19 protein-coding genes are annotated in these 16194 nt (G+C 65.5%); 12 read left to right on the top strand and 7 right to left on the bottom strand.

Annotated features, from left to right (window positions below):
* The first annotated feature begins 64 nt into the window (after positions 1-64).
* From ACFDR6_RS35005 to ACFDR6_RS34995, 3 genes are read left to right on the top strand one after another with little or no spacing between them, the layout of a single operon-like run.
* Positions 65-763, top strand: a complete 699-nt coding sequence (locus ACFDR6_RS35005; protein ID WP_375861135.1) for a TetR/AcrR family transcriptional regulator — start codon at positions 65-67, stop codon at positions 761-763.
* Entirely contained in the window at positions 741-1292 is a 552-nt protein-coding gene (locus ACFDR6_RS35000) for a carboxymuconolactone decarboxylase family protein (protein ID WP_212092756.1), read from the top strand. Before ACFDR6_RS35005 ends, ACFDR6_RS35000 begins: the two co-directional genes overlap by 23 nt.
* Positions 1293-1302: 10 nt before the next feature.
* The gene (locus ACFDR6_RS34995; RefSeq protein WP_212092755.1) at positions 1303-2148 is read left to right on the top strand and encodes an SDR family NAD(P)-dependent oxidoreductase; all 846 of its coding nucleotides are present in this window, start codon (positions 1303-1305) and stop codon (positions 2146-2148) included.
* An 82-nt stretch (positions 2149-2230) separates the two neighbouring features.
* Here the strand turns inward: ACFDR6_RS34995 and ACFDR6_RS34990 are convergent, their stop codons facing one another.
* From ACFDR6_RS34990 to ACFDR6_RS34975, 4 genes are read right to left on the bottom strand one after another with little or no spacing between them, the layout of a single operon-like run.
* Entirely contained in the window at positions 2231-2740 is a 510-nt protein-coding gene (locus tag ACFDR6_RS34990; RefSeq protein WP_212092754.1) for a DoxX family protein, read from the bottom strand.
* The gene (locus ACFDR6_RS34985; protein WP_375861134.1) at positions 2740-3519 is read right to left on the bottom strand and encodes an HvfC/BufC N-terminal domain-containing protein; all 780 of its coding nucleotides are present in this window, start codon (positions 3517-3519) and stop codon (positions 2740-2742) included. The genes ACFDR6_RS34990 and ACFDR6_RS34985 overlap by 1 nt, the downstream gene beginning before the upstream one ends.
* The gene (gene bufB / locus ACFDR6_RS34980; protein ID WP_375861133.1) at positions 3509-4426 is read right to left on the bottom strand and encodes an MNIO family bufferin maturase; all 918 of its coding nucleotides are present in this window, start codon (positions 4424-4426) and stop codon (positions 3509-3511) included. The genes ACFDR6_RS34985 and bufB overlap by 11 nt, the downstream gene beginning before the upstream one ends.
* Positions 4427-4469: 43 nt before the next feature.
* Positions 4470-4775, bottom strand: a complete 306-nt coding sequence (locus tag ACFDR6_RS34975; RefSeq protein WP_212092751.1) for a BufA1 family periplasmic bufferin-type metallophore — start codon at positions 4773-4775, stop codon at positions 4470-4472.
* Between the two features lie 308 nt (positions 4776-5083).
* On the opposite strand from ACFDR6_RS34975, the gene ACFDR6_RS34970 reads away from it, so the two are divergent.
* The 8 genes from ACFDR6_RS34970 (at position 5084) to ACFDR6_RS34935 (ending at position 14316) form a co-directional block, all read left to right on the top strand.
* On the top strand, positions 5084-7174 hold the full coding sequence (locus tag ACFDR6_RS34970; protein ID WP_375861132.1) for an adenylate/guanylate cyclase domain-containing protein: 2091 nt from the start codon (positions 5084-5086) through the stop codon (positions 7172-7174).
* Positions 7175-7418: 244 nt separating this feature from the next.
* Positions 7419-7730, top strand: coding sequence for a hypothetical protein (locus ACFDR6_RS34965; RefSeq protein ID WP_375861131.1), 312 nt, complete (start codon positions 7419-7421; stop codon positions 7728-7730).
* Complete coding sequence (locus ACFDR6_RS34960) at positions 7718-7984, top strand: DUF2087 domain-containing protein (RefSeq protein ID WP_375861130.1); 267 nt, start codon at positions 7718-7720, stop codon at positions 7982-7984. The genes ACFDR6_RS34965 and ACFDR6_RS34960 overlap by 13 nt, the downstream gene beginning before the upstream one ends.
* Positions 7981-8244 carry an alpha/beta fold hydrolase gene (locus ACFDR6_RS34955; protein ID WP_317240810.1) on the top strand — a complete coding sequence of 88 codons (264 nt, stop codon included), beginning with the start codon at positions 7981-7983 and terminating at the stop codon, positions 8242-8244. The genes ACFDR6_RS34960 and ACFDR6_RS34955 overlap by 4 nt, the downstream gene beginning before the upstream one ends.
* Complete coding sequence (locus tag ACFDR6_RS34950) at positions 8219-8803, top strand: HutD/Ves family protein (RefSeq protein WP_317240809.1); 585 nt, start codon at positions 8219-8221, stop codon at positions 8801-8803. Before ACFDR6_RS34955 ends, ACFDR6_RS34950 begins: the two co-directional genes overlap by 26 nt.
* A 115-nt stretch (positions 8804-8918) precedes the next feature.
* Positions 8919-10109: an adenylate/guanylate cyclase domain-containing protein gene (locus tag ACFDR6_RS34945; protein WP_317240808.1), complete on the top strand. Its 1191-nt coding sequence runs from the start codon at positions 8919-8921 to the stop codon at positions 10107-10109.
* Positions 10110-10243: 134 nt separating this feature from the next.
* A complete protein-coding gene (locus tag ACFDR6_RS34940; RefSeq protein WP_317240807.1) occupies positions 10244-11038 on the top strand; it encodes an adenylate/guanylate cyclase domain-containing protein in 795 nt (264 codons plus the stop codon).
* 194 nt (positions 11039-11232) lie between these two features.
* Complete coding sequence (locus tag ACFDR6_RS34935) at positions 11233-14316, top strand: EAL domain-containing protein (RefSeq protein WP_375861129.1); 3084 nt, start codon at positions 11233-11235, stop codon at positions 14314-14316.
* A gap of 24 nt (positions 14317-14340) precedes the next feature.
* On the opposite strand, the gene ACFDR6_RS34930 is transcribed toward ACFDR6_RS34935, so the two are convergent.
* The gene (locus ACFDR6_RS34930) at positions 14341-14616 is read right to left on the bottom strand and encodes a hypothetical protein (RefSeq protein WP_375861128.1); all 276 of its coding nucleotides are present in this window, start codon (positions 14614-14616) and stop codon (positions 14341-14343) included.
* Between the two features lie 270 nt (positions 14617-14886).
* On the opposite strand from ACFDR6_RS34930, the gene ACFDR6_RS34925 reads away from it, so the two are divergent.
* Positions 14887-15111 (top strand): hypothetical protein, encoded by a 225-nt coding sequence (locus tag ACFDR6_RS34925; protein ID WP_249154106.1) that lies wholly within the window; start codon positions 14887-14889, stop codon positions 15109-15111.
* A gap of 207 nt (positions 15112-15318) precedes the next feature.
* Here the strand turns inward: ACFDR6_RS34925 and ACFDR6_RS34920 are convergent, their stop codons facing one another.
* Positions 15319-15531, bottom strand: coding sequence for a hypothetical protein (locus tag ACFDR6_RS34920; protein ID WP_212092743.1), 213 nt, complete (start codon positions 15529-15531; stop codon positions 15319-15321).
* A 277-nt stretch (positions 15532-15808) separates the two neighbouring features.
* Positions 15809-16177 carry a rhodanese-like domain-containing protein gene (locus tag ACFDR6_RS34915; RefSeq protein ID WP_212092742.1) on the bottom strand — a complete coding sequence of 123 codons (369 nt, stop codon included), beginning with the start codon at positions 16175-16177 and terminating at the stop codon, positions 15809-15811.
* Positions 16178-16194 lie beyond the last annotated feature (17 nt).

Genomic DNA, 16194 nt, shown 5'->3' with positions numbered 1-16194 from the left:
GAGGTGAAACGAACGATCGTTCGTGCGGTTGACTAGCGAACGATCGTTCGCTAGTCAAGTGATCATGGCTGTCCACACCTCCAACGCGGCGGAAGCGGCTGCGCCTTCGACACGAGAGCGCATCCTCACCGAGGCGCTCAGCCTGTTTGCGCAGAGCGGCTATGGCGGCGCCTCGATGCGCGAGCTGGCGCGCCGCGTCGGCATCCGCGAGAGCAGCCTTTACAATCACTTTCCCGGCAAGGCCGCGATCCTGGAGGCGATCGTCAGCGAGCACGGTCCGGCGAGTTCGGCGAGCCGGCTGGAAGAGCCGCGCTACAAGCAGCTCGCGCGCCAGCCTGCCGCGTTCTGCCGCCAGTTCGCACTCGACCTCGTCGAGCAATGGTCCGACCCGCGCGAACACCAGTTCCAGAAAGTCATCACCGCCGAGCGCAACCGTGTGCCCGGCATCCGCGCAAAATTCGCCGATCATTTCTACGCGCGCGAGCAGAGCCTGATGACGGACTACTTCCGCGGCTTCGCGCTGGCGGGCCTCGTGTCGACGCCGGACCCGCGCGAGACCGCGCGGCTGTTCGCGGCAGGCCTGATCTACATCCGCCTCGAGCACTATGTGATGGGCGCGGCACCCTCGCCGCGAGCGAAGGTGATCGAGGCGATCGACCGCTATCTCGCCTTCTTCCTGTCGCTGATCGCGGCAGGCAACGATACCGACAACAAGAAACGGAAGCCCAAGGGAGAGAAACGTGGCAAGGCTGCCCCTGATTGATCCGGAGACGACGAGCGGCGACATCCGCGCCTCGTTCGACCGCATGCCGGTCAAGCTCAACATCTTCCGCATGATGGCCCATGCCGAGGCCAACATGATCCCGGCGATGCGGCTCGGCAACTCGATCCTGCACAAGCAGAAGCTCTCGGCGGTCAACCGGGAACTGCTGATCCTCCAGGCGGCCCAGCTCGAAGGGGGTGCCTATGAATGGCGCCAGCACGTGCCGATCGCGCTCGGCGTCGGCTGCACGCAAGCGCAGCTCGATGCAGTCGAGCGCGCTGACTACGATGCCGCCGGCTTAAGCGATCCCGAGCGCGCGCTGCTGAAATTCGGCCGTGAGGTGGTCGAGAACGTCCGCGTGCCCGAAGCGACCTTTGCCGCCGCGCGAAAGCATTTCAGCGACCAGGAGATCGTCGAATCCATCGTCGCGCTCGGCTTCTACATGATGATGGCACGCCTTACCGAGGCGACCGAAACCGATCTCGATCCCGCCGCAGGCATGAAGGTTTACGACGGCGGCAAGAAATAGGGCGGCTGAGATGTCGGAAGCCGAGAGCAAGCCGGAGCGCTACGTACGTCCGCACAGCTCGGAATCGTTGGGAGAGGCGCCGGGCAGGGGGCGCCTGAAGGGCCGCCGCATCCTGATCGTCGGCGGCGGGCAGCGTGTGTTCGATGCCGCCTCCGACCCGATCGGCAACGGCCGTGCCATGAGCATTCTATGCGCACGTGAAGGTGCGAAGGTCGCGGTCGCCGATCTCAATCGCAGCTCTGCCGAGCAGACCGTCAAGCGCATCACCGATGAGGGTGGCGAGGCTCTTGCGATCGCTGCCGACGTTACGTCTGAGGCCGACGTCCAAGGCATGATCGAGCAAGCCAATCGCATGATGGGCGGCCTCGACGGCATGGTGCTGAACATCGGCACCTTCGGCAAGGTCGGGCTCGATGCCGTCAGTGCCGAGGAGTGGAATGCGATCTACGACGTCAACGTCCGCGGCCCCATGCTGTGTTGCCGCGCGGCTCTGCCGAAGCTTGACGATGGCGGCGCCATCGTCTTCATCTCCTCCATTGCCGCGCTGAAAGCGGGCTCGCAGATGGCGGTGTATGATTCCTCAAAGGCCGCGCTCGGCGGCCTGATGCGCAACATCGCCCATCTCGGCTCCCGCCGCGGCATCCGCGCCAACCTGGTCTATCCCGGCCTCGTCGATACCCCCAACGGCCGCGAAGCCGGCGCGGGCCGCCCCTCGCGCGGCAAGGGCCACGTCCCCTTCGGCCGTCAGGCGACAGCCTGGGAGATTGCCTACGCCGTGCTGTTCTTCCTGTCGGATGAGAGCGTCTACGTCACCGCGCAGACGCTGGCGGTGGATAGCGGCTTGAGCGGGATGTGAGGCCGCCGTTCGGGCGCCACACCCACTGACGTCATCCTGAGGCGCGCAAGGGCGCGCACCTGGTGGAGACACAAACGTATATCTATCGCGCCTGCGACCGCGCGCGACAGAGCAGGTGGTCGAGCGAGATGTTGCCGGGTCCGTAAGCCATGATGCCGAGCGCCATTGCCGCCCAGGTGAGGTGGATCGGCCAGCCGTCGGGCACGGTGAGCTCGACGATGACGGTCATGAACAACAGCCCCAGCCCTGCGAATCGTGTGCCGAGACCCAGCACCAGCAGGATCGGAAACGTGACCTCGCCGCAGCCCGACAGGAACGCCATCACCGTCGGGGCCGGAAAGTGATAGGGCCCGCCCGGCAGATGCAGCATGAACTCGTCGCTGAACAACGTCACGGCGGTGTCGTTGAGCCTGAGGAAGCCGTCCCATTTGAGCAGGCCCGAGCGCCAGAACGGCACCGCCAGCGCGAGGCGCAGCACGAGTTGGACCAGCGAGGGGGTGGCGATCGTCTGCACCAGCCGATTGGCCCTGTCGACGAGCAGCCAGAACGACGGCAGCCCGCTGCCCGACGCCATGCGTTGGTCCGTGATCATCATGCGTCTCCAGCAGCAAGCGAGGTGAATGCACCGGCCTCGATCAGGCCGGCGATGTTCATGGCAATGTCGAATTCGGGCGCTGCATCCAGTGCCGACGCGGCAGCTTCGCCGAGCGGCCGGCCGGATGCGAGGCAAGAGGCAAAGACGGCGCCGCCAGCCGGAAGATGTCGGACCGCGACGTCGAGTTCGGGCCGTGTGATCAGGGCGTCCTCCGGCGTGGACGCGTCGATGCGCTCGACCGGCGCGTTGTCGCGGTTGGCGGCGAAGATCGTCACCGCAGAGAACGGCGAACGCACGATCCGCATTGCCGGATGCGGGATGAAGATGGTGTCAGCAAGCCGTTCCGGGGCGATCGCCGAAAGCCGCGCCGGCGACAGCGGCGCAGCGTCGGCTGCGTGATAGGCATCGAGCCAGGCCCGCTCGATGCGCGCGACGTCGGCGAGCCACGGCATGGCCTGCGCATGCTCATAACGCACAATGAACTCCGGGAAGTCGCGGCCATACTCGAACAGCAGCGGCGAGGTGGGCGGGGTGCTGCGAACATGGAAGCGCGCCATGGCGCGGAAGAACTCGGCGCCGGTGATGCGCTGCACCGCCGGATAGACCGCGGCCAGCGCGTCGATCAGGCTGACGGTGACGTTGTTGCGGTAGACGTCGTAGCGCCGGCTCGCGGCCTTGCCGTTCGGGCCGGACACGGTCTCGGGCGTGCTGCGTGCCGGATCCAGCAGTGCCGGCGCGAACGCAGCGGCGAAAGACAAGTCGGGTTCAGGCCGCATGGCGGTCTTCCGCCAATGCTGGGGACTGATGACGGTCGAGAATCGCCTGGGCAGCAGCGGCTTCCGCTTGCAGCACCGGCCAGTCCGGAATCTTGCTGTCCCATTCGATCAGCGTCGGCACCGGACCGCGGCGCTGGATGACGAGCTCGTAGAGCTTCCAGACCGCGTCAGCGACCGGGCCGTCGTGACTGTCGATCAACAGCGGATCTCCTTCGTCGTCCGCCTGCTCGGCATGGCCCGCGAGATGGATCTCCCCAACCCGCGACAGCGGGAAGTCCGCGAGATATTCGAGTGCCGAGAAGCCATGGTTTGTCGCGGAGACGAACACGTTGTTGACGTCGAGCAGCAGCCCGCAGCCGGTGCGCTCGGCAATTGCGCGGATGAACTCGGTCTCGTGCATCGAGGATTCGCGAAACGTGACATAGGTTGACGGGTTCTCCAGCAGCAGCGGACGGCGGATCGCTTCCTGCACCTGGTCGATGTGATCGCAGACGCAAGCCAACGTCGCTTCGGTATAGGGCAGGGGCAACAGATCGTTGAAGAAGCTGGTCTCATGGGTCGACCATGCCAGATGCTCGGAGACCAGCGCCGGCTGATAGCGCGCGACGAGGCCGCAAAAGCGCGCCAGATGCGCCTTGTCGAGCGGCCGGGGTCCGCCGATCGACATGCAGACGCCGTGCAGCGAGAGCGCATGATCGCGGCGGATCGCCTCCAGCGCGCGATGCGGCGGGCCTCCATGGCCCATGTAGTTCTCGGCGTGGACTTCGAAGAAGCCACGCCGAGGTCCTGCCTCGAGGATATCGGCCAGATGCTCGGGCTTGAAGCTCGTCCCGGCTACGCCGCCGATGGGAATTGCGAAGCGGAGCGGCATGGCTGCTGGTCGGGTCGACTTGATCACCGTGCTCATCGTGCTGCTCCGTTCGTGCTTGTCGGCGACTTCGTGCGGGCCGCTAGACCGGCTTCAGCGAACCCTTCTTGCCGCCCGGCAGCTCGATACTGGTGCAGGTGCCGCCCTGCACGAATTTCCAGGCGTTGCCTTGGAAATCGACGGTTGAGGTGCCCTGGCAGGTCGTGCCCGGTCCCGCCGCGCAGTCGTTCTGGCCCTTCAGCGCGACGCCGAAGCACTTCTCTTTCTTGGCGGCCATGGCTGCCTCGCCCTCGGCCTTGGTCAGCGGGCCGGCCGCGGCGAGGCTCGCGAGCGCGGTGGATAGGGCGCCGGCGAGGACCAGCGAGGTGACGGCATGCTTGGCAGACATCGGGATTCTCCTGTTCGAGATGGCATCGCCTAGCAGGCGATGCGCGCATGGTGTCCTTCGCTGCCCGCGCAGCCCGCGTTACGGACTGCTGTTCACGAAGGCGTGACCGGTTGGATTGGGCGCACAACGCGTGCGCTTGGGCCGGTATTGGCGGGCAAGCTTGCGTTCAAAGCCAATGCTTAAGGCGTATCGAGACGGTAGCCGCCGGGCATTGGCGACGGACGACTTATTCATGCCAGAGGTAACGGGCGCGGGCCTGCGGCGTAGAGCATGACAGTGGCGCGGTGGACCGGCAGGCGAAGACAGCGATGAAGGTTGATCCCGAACGACGGCTTCATACGATCGCAAGGCTGACGATCAGCATCCGCCTCGCGGTGTCCGCGCTGGTCCTGACGGCGATCCTGTTGACGGCCGCGCTCTCCAGCCTCCTGTGGTGGCGCACCGCGGAGGCGACCAGCCGGCAACTCGCCTCGACCATCAACGAGCAGATCGTGGCGGCGGTGCGCAAGGAGGTCTTGGCCATCGTCGACGAGGCGCGCGCCGCGCACACCGCGATCCGCACCCTGTTCCTGCAGAACGTGCTCGACACCCGCGAGGCCGACAAGCGCGAATTCGTGTTTCTGTCGCAATTGCAGTCGCAGGCGACGATTTCCTGGGTCGCCTTCGGCTGGCCCGACGGCTCCTACTTCGCCGCGCACAAGCTCGGTGATCGCCGCCTGGAGATGATGGAGATCTCGCTGACGGATCATCCTGGCGAGCGCCGAGTCGATGAGTACGACGTCGTGCCCGGCGACATCGAATTCGCCAATCGCCGCTTCGAGCCGACTTCGTTCCGCGTCGCCGATCAGGCCTGGTTCAAGGCGGGGCTGAAGGCGGACGATCCGCAATGGTTCAGGGTGCTGGACCATGCGACCGGCCAGCGGCCGTCGATCGCCTTCGCCGGGCCGATCGACGTCTATCAGGAACGGCAAGGCGTTCTGGCCGTCATCATCGAATACACGAGGCTTGCGCGTTTCCTGTCGCAGCTCGAGGTCGGGCGCACTGGGACCGCCTTCATCGTCGATGGCAGCGGCGAACTCGTCGCGGCGCCGGACAAGGAGGCCGACGAGCTCCATCCGGCGCGCGGCGACCTGAAGCTGCTACCGCTCGCGCGCCTGGCGCTCGACAAGACCGGTGAGAACGGCCGCAAAGAGGCGTGGCGCAGCCGCCTCACATCGGGCCGCGCGGCCTACGAGGTAACGCTGACGCCGCTGCCGTTTCCCGGCTGGTCGCTCGCCACGGTGATCCCCGAGGCCGAGTTTCTCGGGCCGGTCGAGACGACGCTGCGGCGTCTGATCCTCGGCCTCGCGATCGGTGCCGTATTCGCAGCGCTCGTCTCGGCGTTGCTGGCGCGCTCCGTCATTGCCGCGCCGCTGTCGCTCGTCGTCGGCGAGCTACGTCATGTCGAGGCCTTTGCGCTGGAGCAGGTCCGTCGCCATCCGTCACGGCTAAGGGAGATTGCGAGCCTGTCGGGCGCGATTGCCGAGATGGCGGCCGGGCTGTCCGCATTCCGAAAATTCATCCCGGCCGATCTCGTTCGTGATTTGCTGCACCAGGGCGTCGAGGCGAAGCCCGGCGGCTATGTCCAGGAGCTCAGCGTGATGTTCATCGACATTGCCGGCTTCACCGGGCTGTCCGAACGGCTGGGCGATCGCGTCGTGCCGCTGCTGTCGCGCTATCTCGACGTCACCTCGGAGATGATCGTCGCCAATGGCGGCACCATCGACAAATTCATCGGCGACGCCGTGATGGCGTTCTGGGGCGCGCCGCAGCCGCAGGACGATCACGCCGCGCGCTGCTGCCGCGCCGCGCTCGCCTGCCGCAGGGCCGTGGAAGAGTCCGGGCTGGTCGACGATCTCGGCCAGCCGCTCCAGATCCGGATCGGAATCAATTCGGGCCGCATGCTGGTCGGCAATATCGGCTCGGAGCTGCGGCTGAACTACACCGTGATCGGCGATGCCGTGAACGTCGCCAGCCGGCTCGAAGGGGCCAATAAATCCTATGGCACGCAGATCCTGATCGGCGAGACGACCGAACGTCTGGCGCGCGGCGCCGTCGTCACGCGCGAGCTCGACAGCATCGCTGTCTACGGACGGGAAGAGGGGATCTCCGTCTACGAGCTGATCGGGATGGCGAATGACGACGCTAGCGTCGATGCGTCCTGGATCGCTGATTACGAGCGCGGCCTTGCCAGCTATCGGGCGCGCCGGTTCACCGATGCGATAGCCGATTTCGAGACGGTATTGAAACGGCGCGGCCACGATCGTCCAGCTGAGCTGATGCGCGACCGCTGCCGCAAGCTCGCATCGGCCGGGCCGGACGCTGCTTGGCGGCCTGTGGCGGCACTGGCGTCGAAATAGCGGCGTCGGAGTCCGGGGCACCCAGCGCCTCCGATCGCGGCTTACGCGCATCTCACGTCAGGCTCTTGAGCTTGACGGGCGTCCGTTGTAAAGGGGGCTTGGGTCTGCAGTTCACCCAGGCGTCACCGTCCCGCGAGGGAAGCTAAACCTGCAAGGCTCAATCGAACCGACACCAACCTCGTGCCGCGTCGTAAGCCGGTGACCTCCGACAATCCTACCCGGATCGGCACATCGAGGATTGGTCATGGCCAGAACTCCCATTGCCTTTGTCGCGGGCGACATCTCCGCGCTCGCGAAATCCGTGCGCGCCCAGCTCCTGGAGCGGACGTCGCCACCGGGGCACGTCGAGCTGCTCAACATTCTCGCGCGTGCGACGGGACACAGGAATTACCAGCATTTTCGTGCACGTGCGGCCGGAAGTTCCGTTGATGACCGCGTGGCGCCGGCATCCCAGGGCGATGCGGTCGATCTGAAGCGCGTGCAACGGGCGGCGCGCCATTTCGGCGACTACGGCGGCTGCTTCGCTGGCCGGCTCGGCATAGCATGCAGCAATTGAGCCTTTGGGTGTTGTGGGCCGGCTTCCCGCCGCGCTGCAGTCTTGCCGAGGCGCAGGTCAAGGCATTGTTGAATCGCCAACACGCTTTCGCCGATGATGCCTTGCTCCGCCGCGCGCTGTGCGATCACGGCCTGATCGTCCGCACAGCCGATGGGCGGGACTATCGCCGGATCGAGCGTCGGCCGCCAAGCGACGCTACGGCGTTGCTGCGTCACCTGAAGGTCGGTGCCCCGGAAACGGAGGTCGCGACATGACCGCAAACCCGGACGCTGTGCCGCTTGTCGGGCCTGCGCCGTCCGACAACGTCGTGCTGTTCTCGCATGCCGAGAGCATTTGTCGGGCAATCCCGCAGGCGAAGCTGCTCGCGCTTCCCGACGGCGGCCACGTGTCGCTGTTCACACATCTTGAAACGGTGCGGAAGGCCGCTGAGCCGTTTCTGGAAGCATACGCGAACGCTCCGCCGCACTCCCATCGTATCGAGGATCTCCATGAAGACCACACTGCTCAAACCTGAAGACTACACGCGCTCGCCCTGGAAGAACGGCGGTGGCATCTTCACCGACCTTGCGGGAGCTTGGCGCGAAGATGCGCCGGCGAGGGATTGGAACAGCCTGCTCTGGCGGTTTGCCGCGACACCGATCGTGGCGCCGGGTCCGTTCTCCCATATGCCCGGCATCGATCGTCTCCAGATGGTCGTCAATGGTCGCGGGCTGGTGCTGAAGTCGCCCGCGCAGGATTTCGACGAGCGTGAACCTTTTACGACGGTGCGCTTCACCGGCGAGACGGAGATCGTGACCGCGCTCGAGGCAGGGCCGGTCGAGGTCGTGAACCTGATGGCGCGGCGCGGGGCGGCCGAGATCGATCTCCTTGCGCTTCGCGAGCCCGGCGAGCGGCAGCTTGCTGCCGGCACGCACCTGGTTTACGCCGCGCGCGGCGATTGCCGCCTCCGTCTCGGGCTTGAGGATTTTGCACTTTCGCACGAAGACACGCTGAAGGTCGAGCTCACCACGGCCTCTAAGCTCGCGGTCGTCTCCGGTCTGGCCGTGCTGGCGTCGATCCGGCTCACCGGCTAGGCGGCAGCTGCGCCGGTCGCGCGGGTGCGCACAATCCATGCAACTGGCTAGGTTGACGCGGCGGAGCTGGGGCACGATATGTGCTGCGATGCAAACCGCCGCTCAAGGGGCAGATATGAACGCGCCAGACAACAACGCCCCTACGCAAGCCGACGGCGTCGTCGACTGGTTGACCAGCGGCACGCGCGACGAGCGCTTCATCGACGACATCTTTGCGCAAATGTGCATCCGCCTGCAGCAGGCGGGCATCCCGCTCAAGCGGGCGACGCTTCACGTGATGATCCATCATCCGCAATGGCTGGGGGCCCGCATGATGTGGTCCGACGGCAAGCAAGAGGCGGAGATTACGCTTGCCGACTACGACGCCCGCGAGCGGTCGGAATATATCGGTAGCGCCGCCAACGAAATCCTCGACGGCGCCGACGAGGTGCGCGAGAGGCTCGAACAGGTCTCCTCGCTCGGGCGCAAGCACGCGCTCTACGATGAGATGCGATCGCTGGGCCTCACGGACTATCTGGCCTGGCCGCTCCTGCACACGCTCGGCAAGCGTCACCTCGTCACTTTCGCGACCGACCGGCCCGGCGGGTTCGCCGAGGCGGATATCGCCAGCCTGAAGAAGGTGATGCCGGTGCTGGCGCTGGTCAGCGAGATCCGCATCAAGAACCGCCTGGCGCGCACGCTGCTCGAGACCTATGTCGGGTCCCATGCCGGCGAGCTGATCCTCGCCGGCGCTACCAGGCGCGGCACCGGCACGACGGTGCGCGCGGCGATCATGATCTGCGACTTGCGCGATTTCACCAAAATCTCCGACAACTGGCCGCGCGACGACGTCATCGATCTGCTCAACGATTATTTCGACGCGATGTCCGAACCCATCGCGCGGCATGGCGGCGAGATCCTCAAATTCATCGGGGACGGCCTGCTCGCGATCTTTCCGCTGAGCCAGCCCAATGCCTGCGCCGACCTGCTCCATGCCGTGACCGAAGCGCGCCAAGCCATGGTCGCGCTGAACGAGCGCAACAAAGCGACCAGCCGCGCACCGCTGAACTACGGCATCGGCGTCCACGTTGGCGACGTCATGTACGGCAATATCGGATCGAGCAGTCGGCTCGACTTCACCGTGATCGGTCCTGCCGTCAACATGGCCTCCCGCCTGGAAGCCCTGACCAAGCAGTTGGGACGAACAGTGCTGCTGTCACGCGACTTCGCCGAGCTGGTGGAGCCGAAGTTCGAGCTGGAGCATGTCGGCAAGCACGAGGTGCGCGGCTTCAGCGATCCGATCGAGCTGTTTGCCTATCAGGGGTGACGGGCATGAAGGCTGGGCGGCGGCGGGCCAAGGGCAAGCTTCCCAACCGGGGCTTGTCTTGTTGCCAACGTGCGACTGGGTGACTACGCTTTACCCCAGCCAGTCCAGGCGTTCCTTCGATCGGCCGCACGTCCATGCCCAAATTCCTTCGCATCGGGGTCCATCAGTCGAATGTATCGGGATACACGTCGAAGGCGTGGTGTGTCAGGCGGGTTGGCTCGGCGGTTTTCCTGAAGTGGGGCGCCGTGGAGGTTCAGGGCGCCGGCGACAAGCGAAAGGTCTATTGGACACGTCTGCCGCAGGAGAAGACGGTTCGCTGCGGCACGGTGCAGCGCGCCCAGGACTATGCCAAGGCCGCGATCGCCCGGCGCCGCAATCATCGCTATGAACCGCTGGCCGGATCGATCGCGCTCCAGCGCCGATCGGCGGAACGCAGTGCCGAGCCCAAGCAGGCGCTGGCCACGATCCTGATCGTCGACATCGTCGGCTCCACGGCAAAGGCCGCAAAGCTGGGCGATGCGCGTTGGACCAAGGTGATGGGCCACTATTACGCCGCCGTGCGCAAGGAGCTGAAGACGTGCGGCGGCAAGGAAGTCGTGACCACGGGCGACGGCGTGCTGGCCACCTTCAAGAAGGCCGCAACGGGCATCGCGTGCGCGACCGCGATTCAAAAGGCCGTGCGCACGCTGGGGCTCGACATCAGGGTCGGGCTGCATGCGGGCGAATACAAGGTGAGCGGGGGCGAGATGGTTGGTCTCGCGTTTCACATCGGCACGCGCGTCGCCGCCAAAGCGCGTGCCGGCGAGGTCCTGGTCTCGAGCGCTGTCAGGGACCTGATGGCGCAGTCGGAGATCCGCTTCAGGGATCACGGCGTGCACCAGCTCAAGGGCGTGCCGGCGCGATGGCGCCTGTTCCGGGTGGAGGATTGAGCGGGATTGCGGACGAGGGCGACACAGGCCGGAACCGGCTCATGCCCGCGACGGCAGGCTGCGGCGCGCGGAACTCGTTGACGGGATTGGCGTCTTCGTATTCTCAGCAGCCGCGTTAACGTCGAAAACACCAAGCGCCTTTACGGGTCCTTCGCCTCTATATCCTAGCCTCCGAGATGGCTGGGACAACCTTGATGGGCTTCTTCGCGCGGTTTCGTGACGCTTTCGCGATCGGTGATACGACCGATCCGCTCGGCCGTTCGCTGCTCGTCGAGCAGTTTCGCGTGCTCCGCGAGCAGGTGCCAGTTCTCTACGCCGCGCTTCTGGTGAACAGCGTCAGCGTGGGACTGCTCCTTCCGAACACGGTCTCGGCATGGCTGCGATTTGCCTTGCCGGGCGCTCTCCTGGCGGCCTGTCTCTTTCGGCTGGCCCAGTGGCTCCGGCTGAAGAAGGCCGATTTCACCGCCGAGGAAGCGTACCGGGAACTCGCGAGAGTTCGCCTCGCCACGGTGGCGCTCAGCGGCAGCTTCGTGATCTGGATTCTGGCACTGTTCGTGGTGGTCGATCCCGGTCTACGCGTGTCGGTCTCCCTGCTGCTCTTCATGGGCTGCGTCGGGACGGCCTACTGCCTCGGCAGCTTCCCGCCGTCGTCCCGGCTGACGATGCTGATAGCCGGCGCACCCATCGCGACGGTTCTGCTGCTCTCCGGCAACGGGATGCTGGTCTCGGTCGGGATCAATCTGCTGGCGCTGCTCGTCCTGCTCACCCGGATGATCAACACCAATTTCCGCTCCTTCGTGAAGCTGGTCGAGACCCACGGACGGCTGTCCGGGGAGGGCGATCGCGCGCGGGCCGCAGAGCAGACCGCGACCGCGTTCGCAGAGCGCTTCGACAGGGCGCTCAACAACATGTCCCACGGCCTTTGTTTCTTCGACGACGATCAGCGCTTGATCGTCTGCAACCGGCAGTATCTCGAGATCTACGATCTGGATCCGAAACTGGTCCGGCCGGGCATGCAGCTGAACGACATCGTCGAGCTCCGCTATTCGGTCGGCAGCGCGCCGAAGATGTCGAAGCAGGATTATCTCGACTGGCGCAACAGCACGCCGGTCACCGCCGCAAATTCGGATACGACCGTGGAATTGACCAACGGGCGGATCGTGCGGATCCGGCATCGCCCGATGGAGGGGAAGGGCTGGGTCGCGACCCACGAGGACATTACTGAGCGCCATCGCACCGAGAAGGCGCTTGCGGAAGCCAAGATCGCGGCCGAGCAGGCCGAAGCCGCCGCGCGCGCCGCTCACACCCACCTGACCGAAGCCCTTGACGTGGTCCCCGAAGGTCTTGCCGTCTTCGACAAGGACGATCGTCTGGTGCTCTGGAATCGTCAGTATGCCGAGTTCTACACCGCCAGCAGGGACGCCTTTGCGGTCGGCGCGCCGTTCGAAACCATTATTCGAACCGGGTTGGCCGGCGGACAGTATCCGGACGCCGCAGGCCGGGAGGAGGAGTGGCTCGCCGAGCGCCTGGCCCACCATGCGCTGCCGCAACACTCGCACGAACAGCATCTGGCGGGTGACCGGTGGGTTCGCGTCGAGGAAAGACGCACCGGCGACGGAGGCAGCATCGGAATCCGGGTCGACATCACCGACCTCAAGCGCCGGGAGGCTTCCTTCCGCCTGCTCTTCGAGGAGAACCCGCTTCCGATGTGGGTGGTCGACGCGAAGACGGGCCTTCTCATTGCCGTGAACGGCGCGATGTGCCGGCATTACGGCTATTCCCGCGAAGTCCTCCTCGCCATGTCCGAATCTCAACTCGCGTATGGCGAGCCGCAACACGGCGCCGAACGCGACTGCGAATTGCACAGGACCGCCGACGGCGAGGCGATCGAGGTCGTGATCGAATCCCGGCCCCTCGTTTATGAGGAGCGCTCCGCTCATGTCTGCGTCGCCTTCGACGTGACGGAGCGGAATCGGGCGCAGCAGAGGGTGAGCTATCTCGCCTGTCACGACGCGCTCACCGAGCTGCCCAACAGGGCCGCCCTGGACCAGCACCTCGGCGATGCGATCGAACGGGCAGAGATCGCCGACGGCGGCTTTGCCGTGCTCTGCATCGATCTCGACCATTTCAAGGAGATCAACGACCATTTTGGCCATGCCGTCGGCGACACCGTGCTCCGCGAGGCCTCGCGACGTCTGCAGGACGCCGCGCAAGGATCCTATGTGGCGCGTGTTGGCGGTGACGAATTCGTCGCCATCATCGATCGGTTGCCGCTACCGGCAGCCGCGGAGCTGCTCGCCACGAGGATGAGAGCTCAATTCGAGCAACCGATCGAGGTTGACGGCCGTGCGCTGAAGATCGATCTCTGCGTCGGCGTCGCGCTGTATCCGAGAGACGCAGACAACGCGGTTTCGCTGCTGGCGAACGCGGATGCCGCGCTCTATCGCGCCAAGCACGAGGGCAGGGGAGCGATACGCCTGTTCACGAGCGCGATGGACCAGCAGTTGCGCGACCGCCGTGCGCTGGAGCACGATCTGCGGACTGCCGTGGCGCGAGGCGAGCTCTATCTGGAGTATCAGCCGCAGCAACACCGGGATGGCACGCTCATGGCCTACGAGGCCCTGGTGCGCTGGCGGCATCCGGTGCGCGGTGTCATTACTCCGGGAGAGTTCATTCCGATCGCGGAGCAAAGCGGTTCCATTGCGCAGATCGACGACTGGGTTCTGATGGAGGCGTGCAGGGAAGCGGCGTCATGGGATCAGCCGCTCCGAATCGCCGTCAACGTGTCGGCGACGCAGTTTCGCCGGGAAGACCTCGATGCGCAGGTCCGCCGAGCGTTGCGGGACAGCGGGCTTTCGGCCGCGCGCCTCGAACTGGAAATCACGGAAGGCGTTCTGATCGAGGACGTGGCGCGCGCCAGGACGACGATGCAATCGCTCAAGGCGCTCGGCATCCTGATTGCGCTCGACGATTTCGGAACGGGATATTCGTCCTTGTCATATCTCGAAGCGTTTCCGCTGGACCGGATCAAGGTCGATCGATCCTTCGTTGCTTCGCTCGGCCAGAGCGAGCGATCGCTGGCCATCGTGCGGGCGGTGATCGGCCTCGCCCACGGGCTCGGGGTGCCGGTGCTTGCGGAAGGCATCGAGACCGACGCTCAGATGTCGCTCCTGGTGCAGGAAGGCTGCGATGAGATGCAGGGATATTTGATCGGGCGGCCCCGGAGCCTCGCGTCGTCGAAGCAAAGCAAGAACGCCTCCAGGCGCGCGGTTTCCTGAACGTCGGATCCGGCGCAACGCGCCTTAGCCGGCCGGATCGGTTCGGTCGCATTTCGGGCATCGCCCGTCCGCGGCGATGGCGAGTTGGCGGCCGATCTCTTCCCTCAGCGCGTTGCCGTCGAAATCCGTGCTGTCGCTCCCCAGGATTCGCTTGGCGCGTTCGTATGCATGGCTCTCGGCGGCGTCGTCGCCGACGCGGACGACGACGTCATCGTGGAACGGGCAGGCCGTGGTGGCGCGCGTCGTCTCGAGCGCGTAGCGCACCAGCGCGGGCAGATCATCGAAATTGGCGGGCATCATGGCTGCTCTCCTGAGCGAGGAGTCGCGAAGGTGGCCTGCGCGAAAGTGGCCTGTGTCCGGCGGCGGGTCATGCGGACCCGCGGCCTTGTATCGAAGCGGCGCCCGGAGTGCCTAGGAGTCCGGGCTCCGCTTCGTTCGGCACCGGAGCGACAACGCGCCCGATGCCGTCCAGAGCATAGGCGCCGGCAAACCGTTCGCATTGACCCATCGCAAACATGGGGAAGGCCCCTAAGGAATCGTCCGCAATATCGCCGGCGGCGGGTTGGGCGCATGAAGCAGGATATGCAGCGCCAGATTCTCTTCAGGTGCCCGCGCACCGGCATAGACGTCCAGCATCGGATCGATGACGCTCGGCCCGAGAGTTCCGAGCCGGCGGATAGCTACGTCGCCGTGAGGTGCCCGGCCTGCATGTCGCTGCACTTCGTCAACAGCACCACCGGCAAGCTGCTGGGCGAGCGAAGCAGCCCGCCCGTCGCCATGCCGCGCTCCGCTTGATCCGCCGTCCGCGTCGATGTGCTGTGACGACAGAGGCGCTCCGGCGCTGGATATGGCAACAGAACGAGTTCTCGAATGACGCGAACAGGCGGCCTCGGCGCTGGTCAGGGGGCGGACTTCGAGCCGAGGCCGCCATTCTTGCCGGAATTGTGAAATGCCGGCGCAGACCAATGCCCGGCAACACTGCTCTGTTCCTATTCCAGGGCGTCACGCCGACCAGCGGTCCTGCTCTTCCTGGTGAGCATGCTCGTTGAGCCGTTCAGCCAACTGGTCCGCAATCTGCTCCGTCTCGGCCGAGGCCACCGGCTCGCCCTTGTGAGTCCTGAGCTTGTCCTTGTCGGCTTCGATCGGGAAGTCGTCAGGTGTCAATCCGGTATCCTTGCCGGTAGCCTTCCCGGCATCCTTGCGATCCTCGTCCATGGCGCGCCTCGCTCTGTCCCCATCGGGAAGAACACGCGTGAAGGCTGATTGTTGCAACGACGATGAAGCTTGATCGCCTCCTCGAAAGGACGGCAACGCGCGTTGTCTTCAGGAAGTGCCAACGGTGGAAGTGCCCAGAACCTCCGTGGAAGCGCCGCTGCACCGCCGAAGCGCCGGTGACGGCGTTCGGCGGCAACACGCCCCGCCAGAATTGCGTCAATCTGTTCAGGAACTGATCAGGCGACTTGCTCGCTCGGGGGAACGATCCGCCGAACCGCTATTTCTCCACCGCCCCCGTCCAATCCTTGAAGCCGCCGACATTGTAGACCTTGTCGTAGCCCATATCCTTCAGCACCTTGCCGGCCAGCGCCGACCTGCCGCCGGAGGCGCAATAGAGAATGACGGACTTGCTCTTGTCGAACGCCTTGTCGTGATAGGGCGATTCCGGATCCGCGCGAAACTCCAGCATCCCCCGCGAGACATGCACGGCGCCTTCGATCTTGCCGCTGGCCGCGACCTCCGGCGCATCACGAACGTCGACCACCAGCGTGTCGCCGTTCTTGATCATCTCGGCCGCCTGTTCCGACGTGATCTTGGGGACCGCCGCGTTGGCGGCTTCGAGCATCTGCTTGACGCTGGTTGGCATTGGGTTTCCTCCGTTGT

Origin of the sequence: Bradyrhizobium tunisiense (assembly GCF_042263385.1) — a bacterium.
Taxonomy (GTDB): Bacteria; Pseudomonadota; Alphaproteobacteria; order Rhizobiales; family Xanthobacteraceae; genus Bradyrhizobium; species Bradyrhizobium tunisiense.
Note: the sequence above shows the minus strand (reverse complement) of the source record. Positions and strands in the feature narration are given on the sequence as shown.

Bases quoted from the DNA above. Each gene is read 5' to 3' on its own strand.
- ACFDR6_RS34940 (WP_317240807.1), top strand. From the start codon at position 10,244: ATGCCCAAATTCCTTCGCATCGGGGTCCATCAGTCGAATGTATCGGGA.
- ACFDR6_RS34935 (WP_375861129.1), top strand. From the start codon at position 11,233: ATGGGCTTCTTCGCGCGGTTTCGTGACGCTTTCGCGATCGGTGATACG.
- ACFDR6_RS34955 (WP_317240810.1), top strand. From the start codon at position 7,981: ATGACCGCAAACCCGGACGCTGTGCCGCTTGTCGGGCCTGCGCCGTCC.
- ACFDR6_RS34995 (WP_212092755.1), top strand. From the start codon at position 1,303: ATGTCGGAAGCCGAGAGCAAGCCGGAGCGCTACGTACGTCCGCACAGC.
- ACFDR6_RS34915 (WP_212092742.1), bottom strand. From the start codon at position 16,177: ATGCCAACCAGCGTCAAGCAGATGCTCGAAGCCGCCAACGCGGCGGTC.
- ACFDR6_RS34985 (WP_375861134.1), bottom strand. From the start codon at position 3,519: ATGCGGCCTGAACCCGACTTGTCTTTCGCCGCTGCGTTCGCGCCGGCA.
- ACFDR6_RS34970 (WP_375861132.1), top strand. From the start codon at position 5,084: ATGAAGGTTGATCCCGAACGACGGCTTCATACGATCGCAAGGCTGACG.
- ACFDR6_RS34990 (WP_212092754.1), bottom strand. From the start codon at position 2,740: ATGATCACGGACCAACGCATGGCGTCGGGCAGCGGGCTGCCGTCGTTC.
- bufB (WP_375861133.1), bottom strand. From the start codon at position 4,426: ATGAGCACGGTGATCAAGTCGACCCGACCAGCAGCCATGCCGCTCCGC.
- ACFDR6_RS34965 (WP_375861131.1), top strand. From the start codon at position 7,419: ATGGCCAGAACTCCCATTGCCTTTGTCGCGGGCGACATCTCCGCGCTC.
- ACFDR6_RS34975 (WP_212092751.1), bottom strand. From the start codon at position 4,775: ATGTCTGCCAAGCATGCCGTCACCTCGCTGGTCCTCGCCGGCGCCCTA.
- ACFDR6_RS34920 (WP_212092743.1), bottom strand. From the start codon at position 15,531: ATGGACGAGGATCGCAAGGATGCCGGGAAGGCTACCGGCAAGGATACC.
- ACFDR6_RS34930 (WP_375861128.1), bottom strand. From the start codon at position 14,616: ATGATGCCCGCCAATTTCGATGATCTGCCCGCGCTGGTGCGCTACGCG.
- ACFDR6_RS35005 (WP_375861135.1), top strand. From the start codon at position 65: ATGGCTGTCCACACCTCCAACGCGGCGGAAGCGGCTGCGCCTTCGACA.
- ACFDR6_RS34945 (WP_317240808.1), top strand. From the start codon at position 8,919: ATGAACGCGCCAGACAACAACGCCCCTACGCAAGCCGACGGCGTCGTC.
- ACFDR6_RS34925 (WP_249154106.1), top strand. From the start codon at position 14,887: ATGAAGCAGGATATGCAGCGCCAGATTCTCTTCAGGTGCCCGCGCACC.
- ACFDR6_RS34950 (WP_317240809.1), top strand. From the start codon at position 8,219: ATGAAGACCACACTGCTCAAACCTGAAGACTACACGCGCTCGCCCTGG.
- ACFDR6_RS34960 (WP_375861130.1), top strand. From the start codon at position 7,718: ATGCAGCAATTGAGCCTTTGGGTGTTGTGGGCCGGCTTCCCGCCGCGC.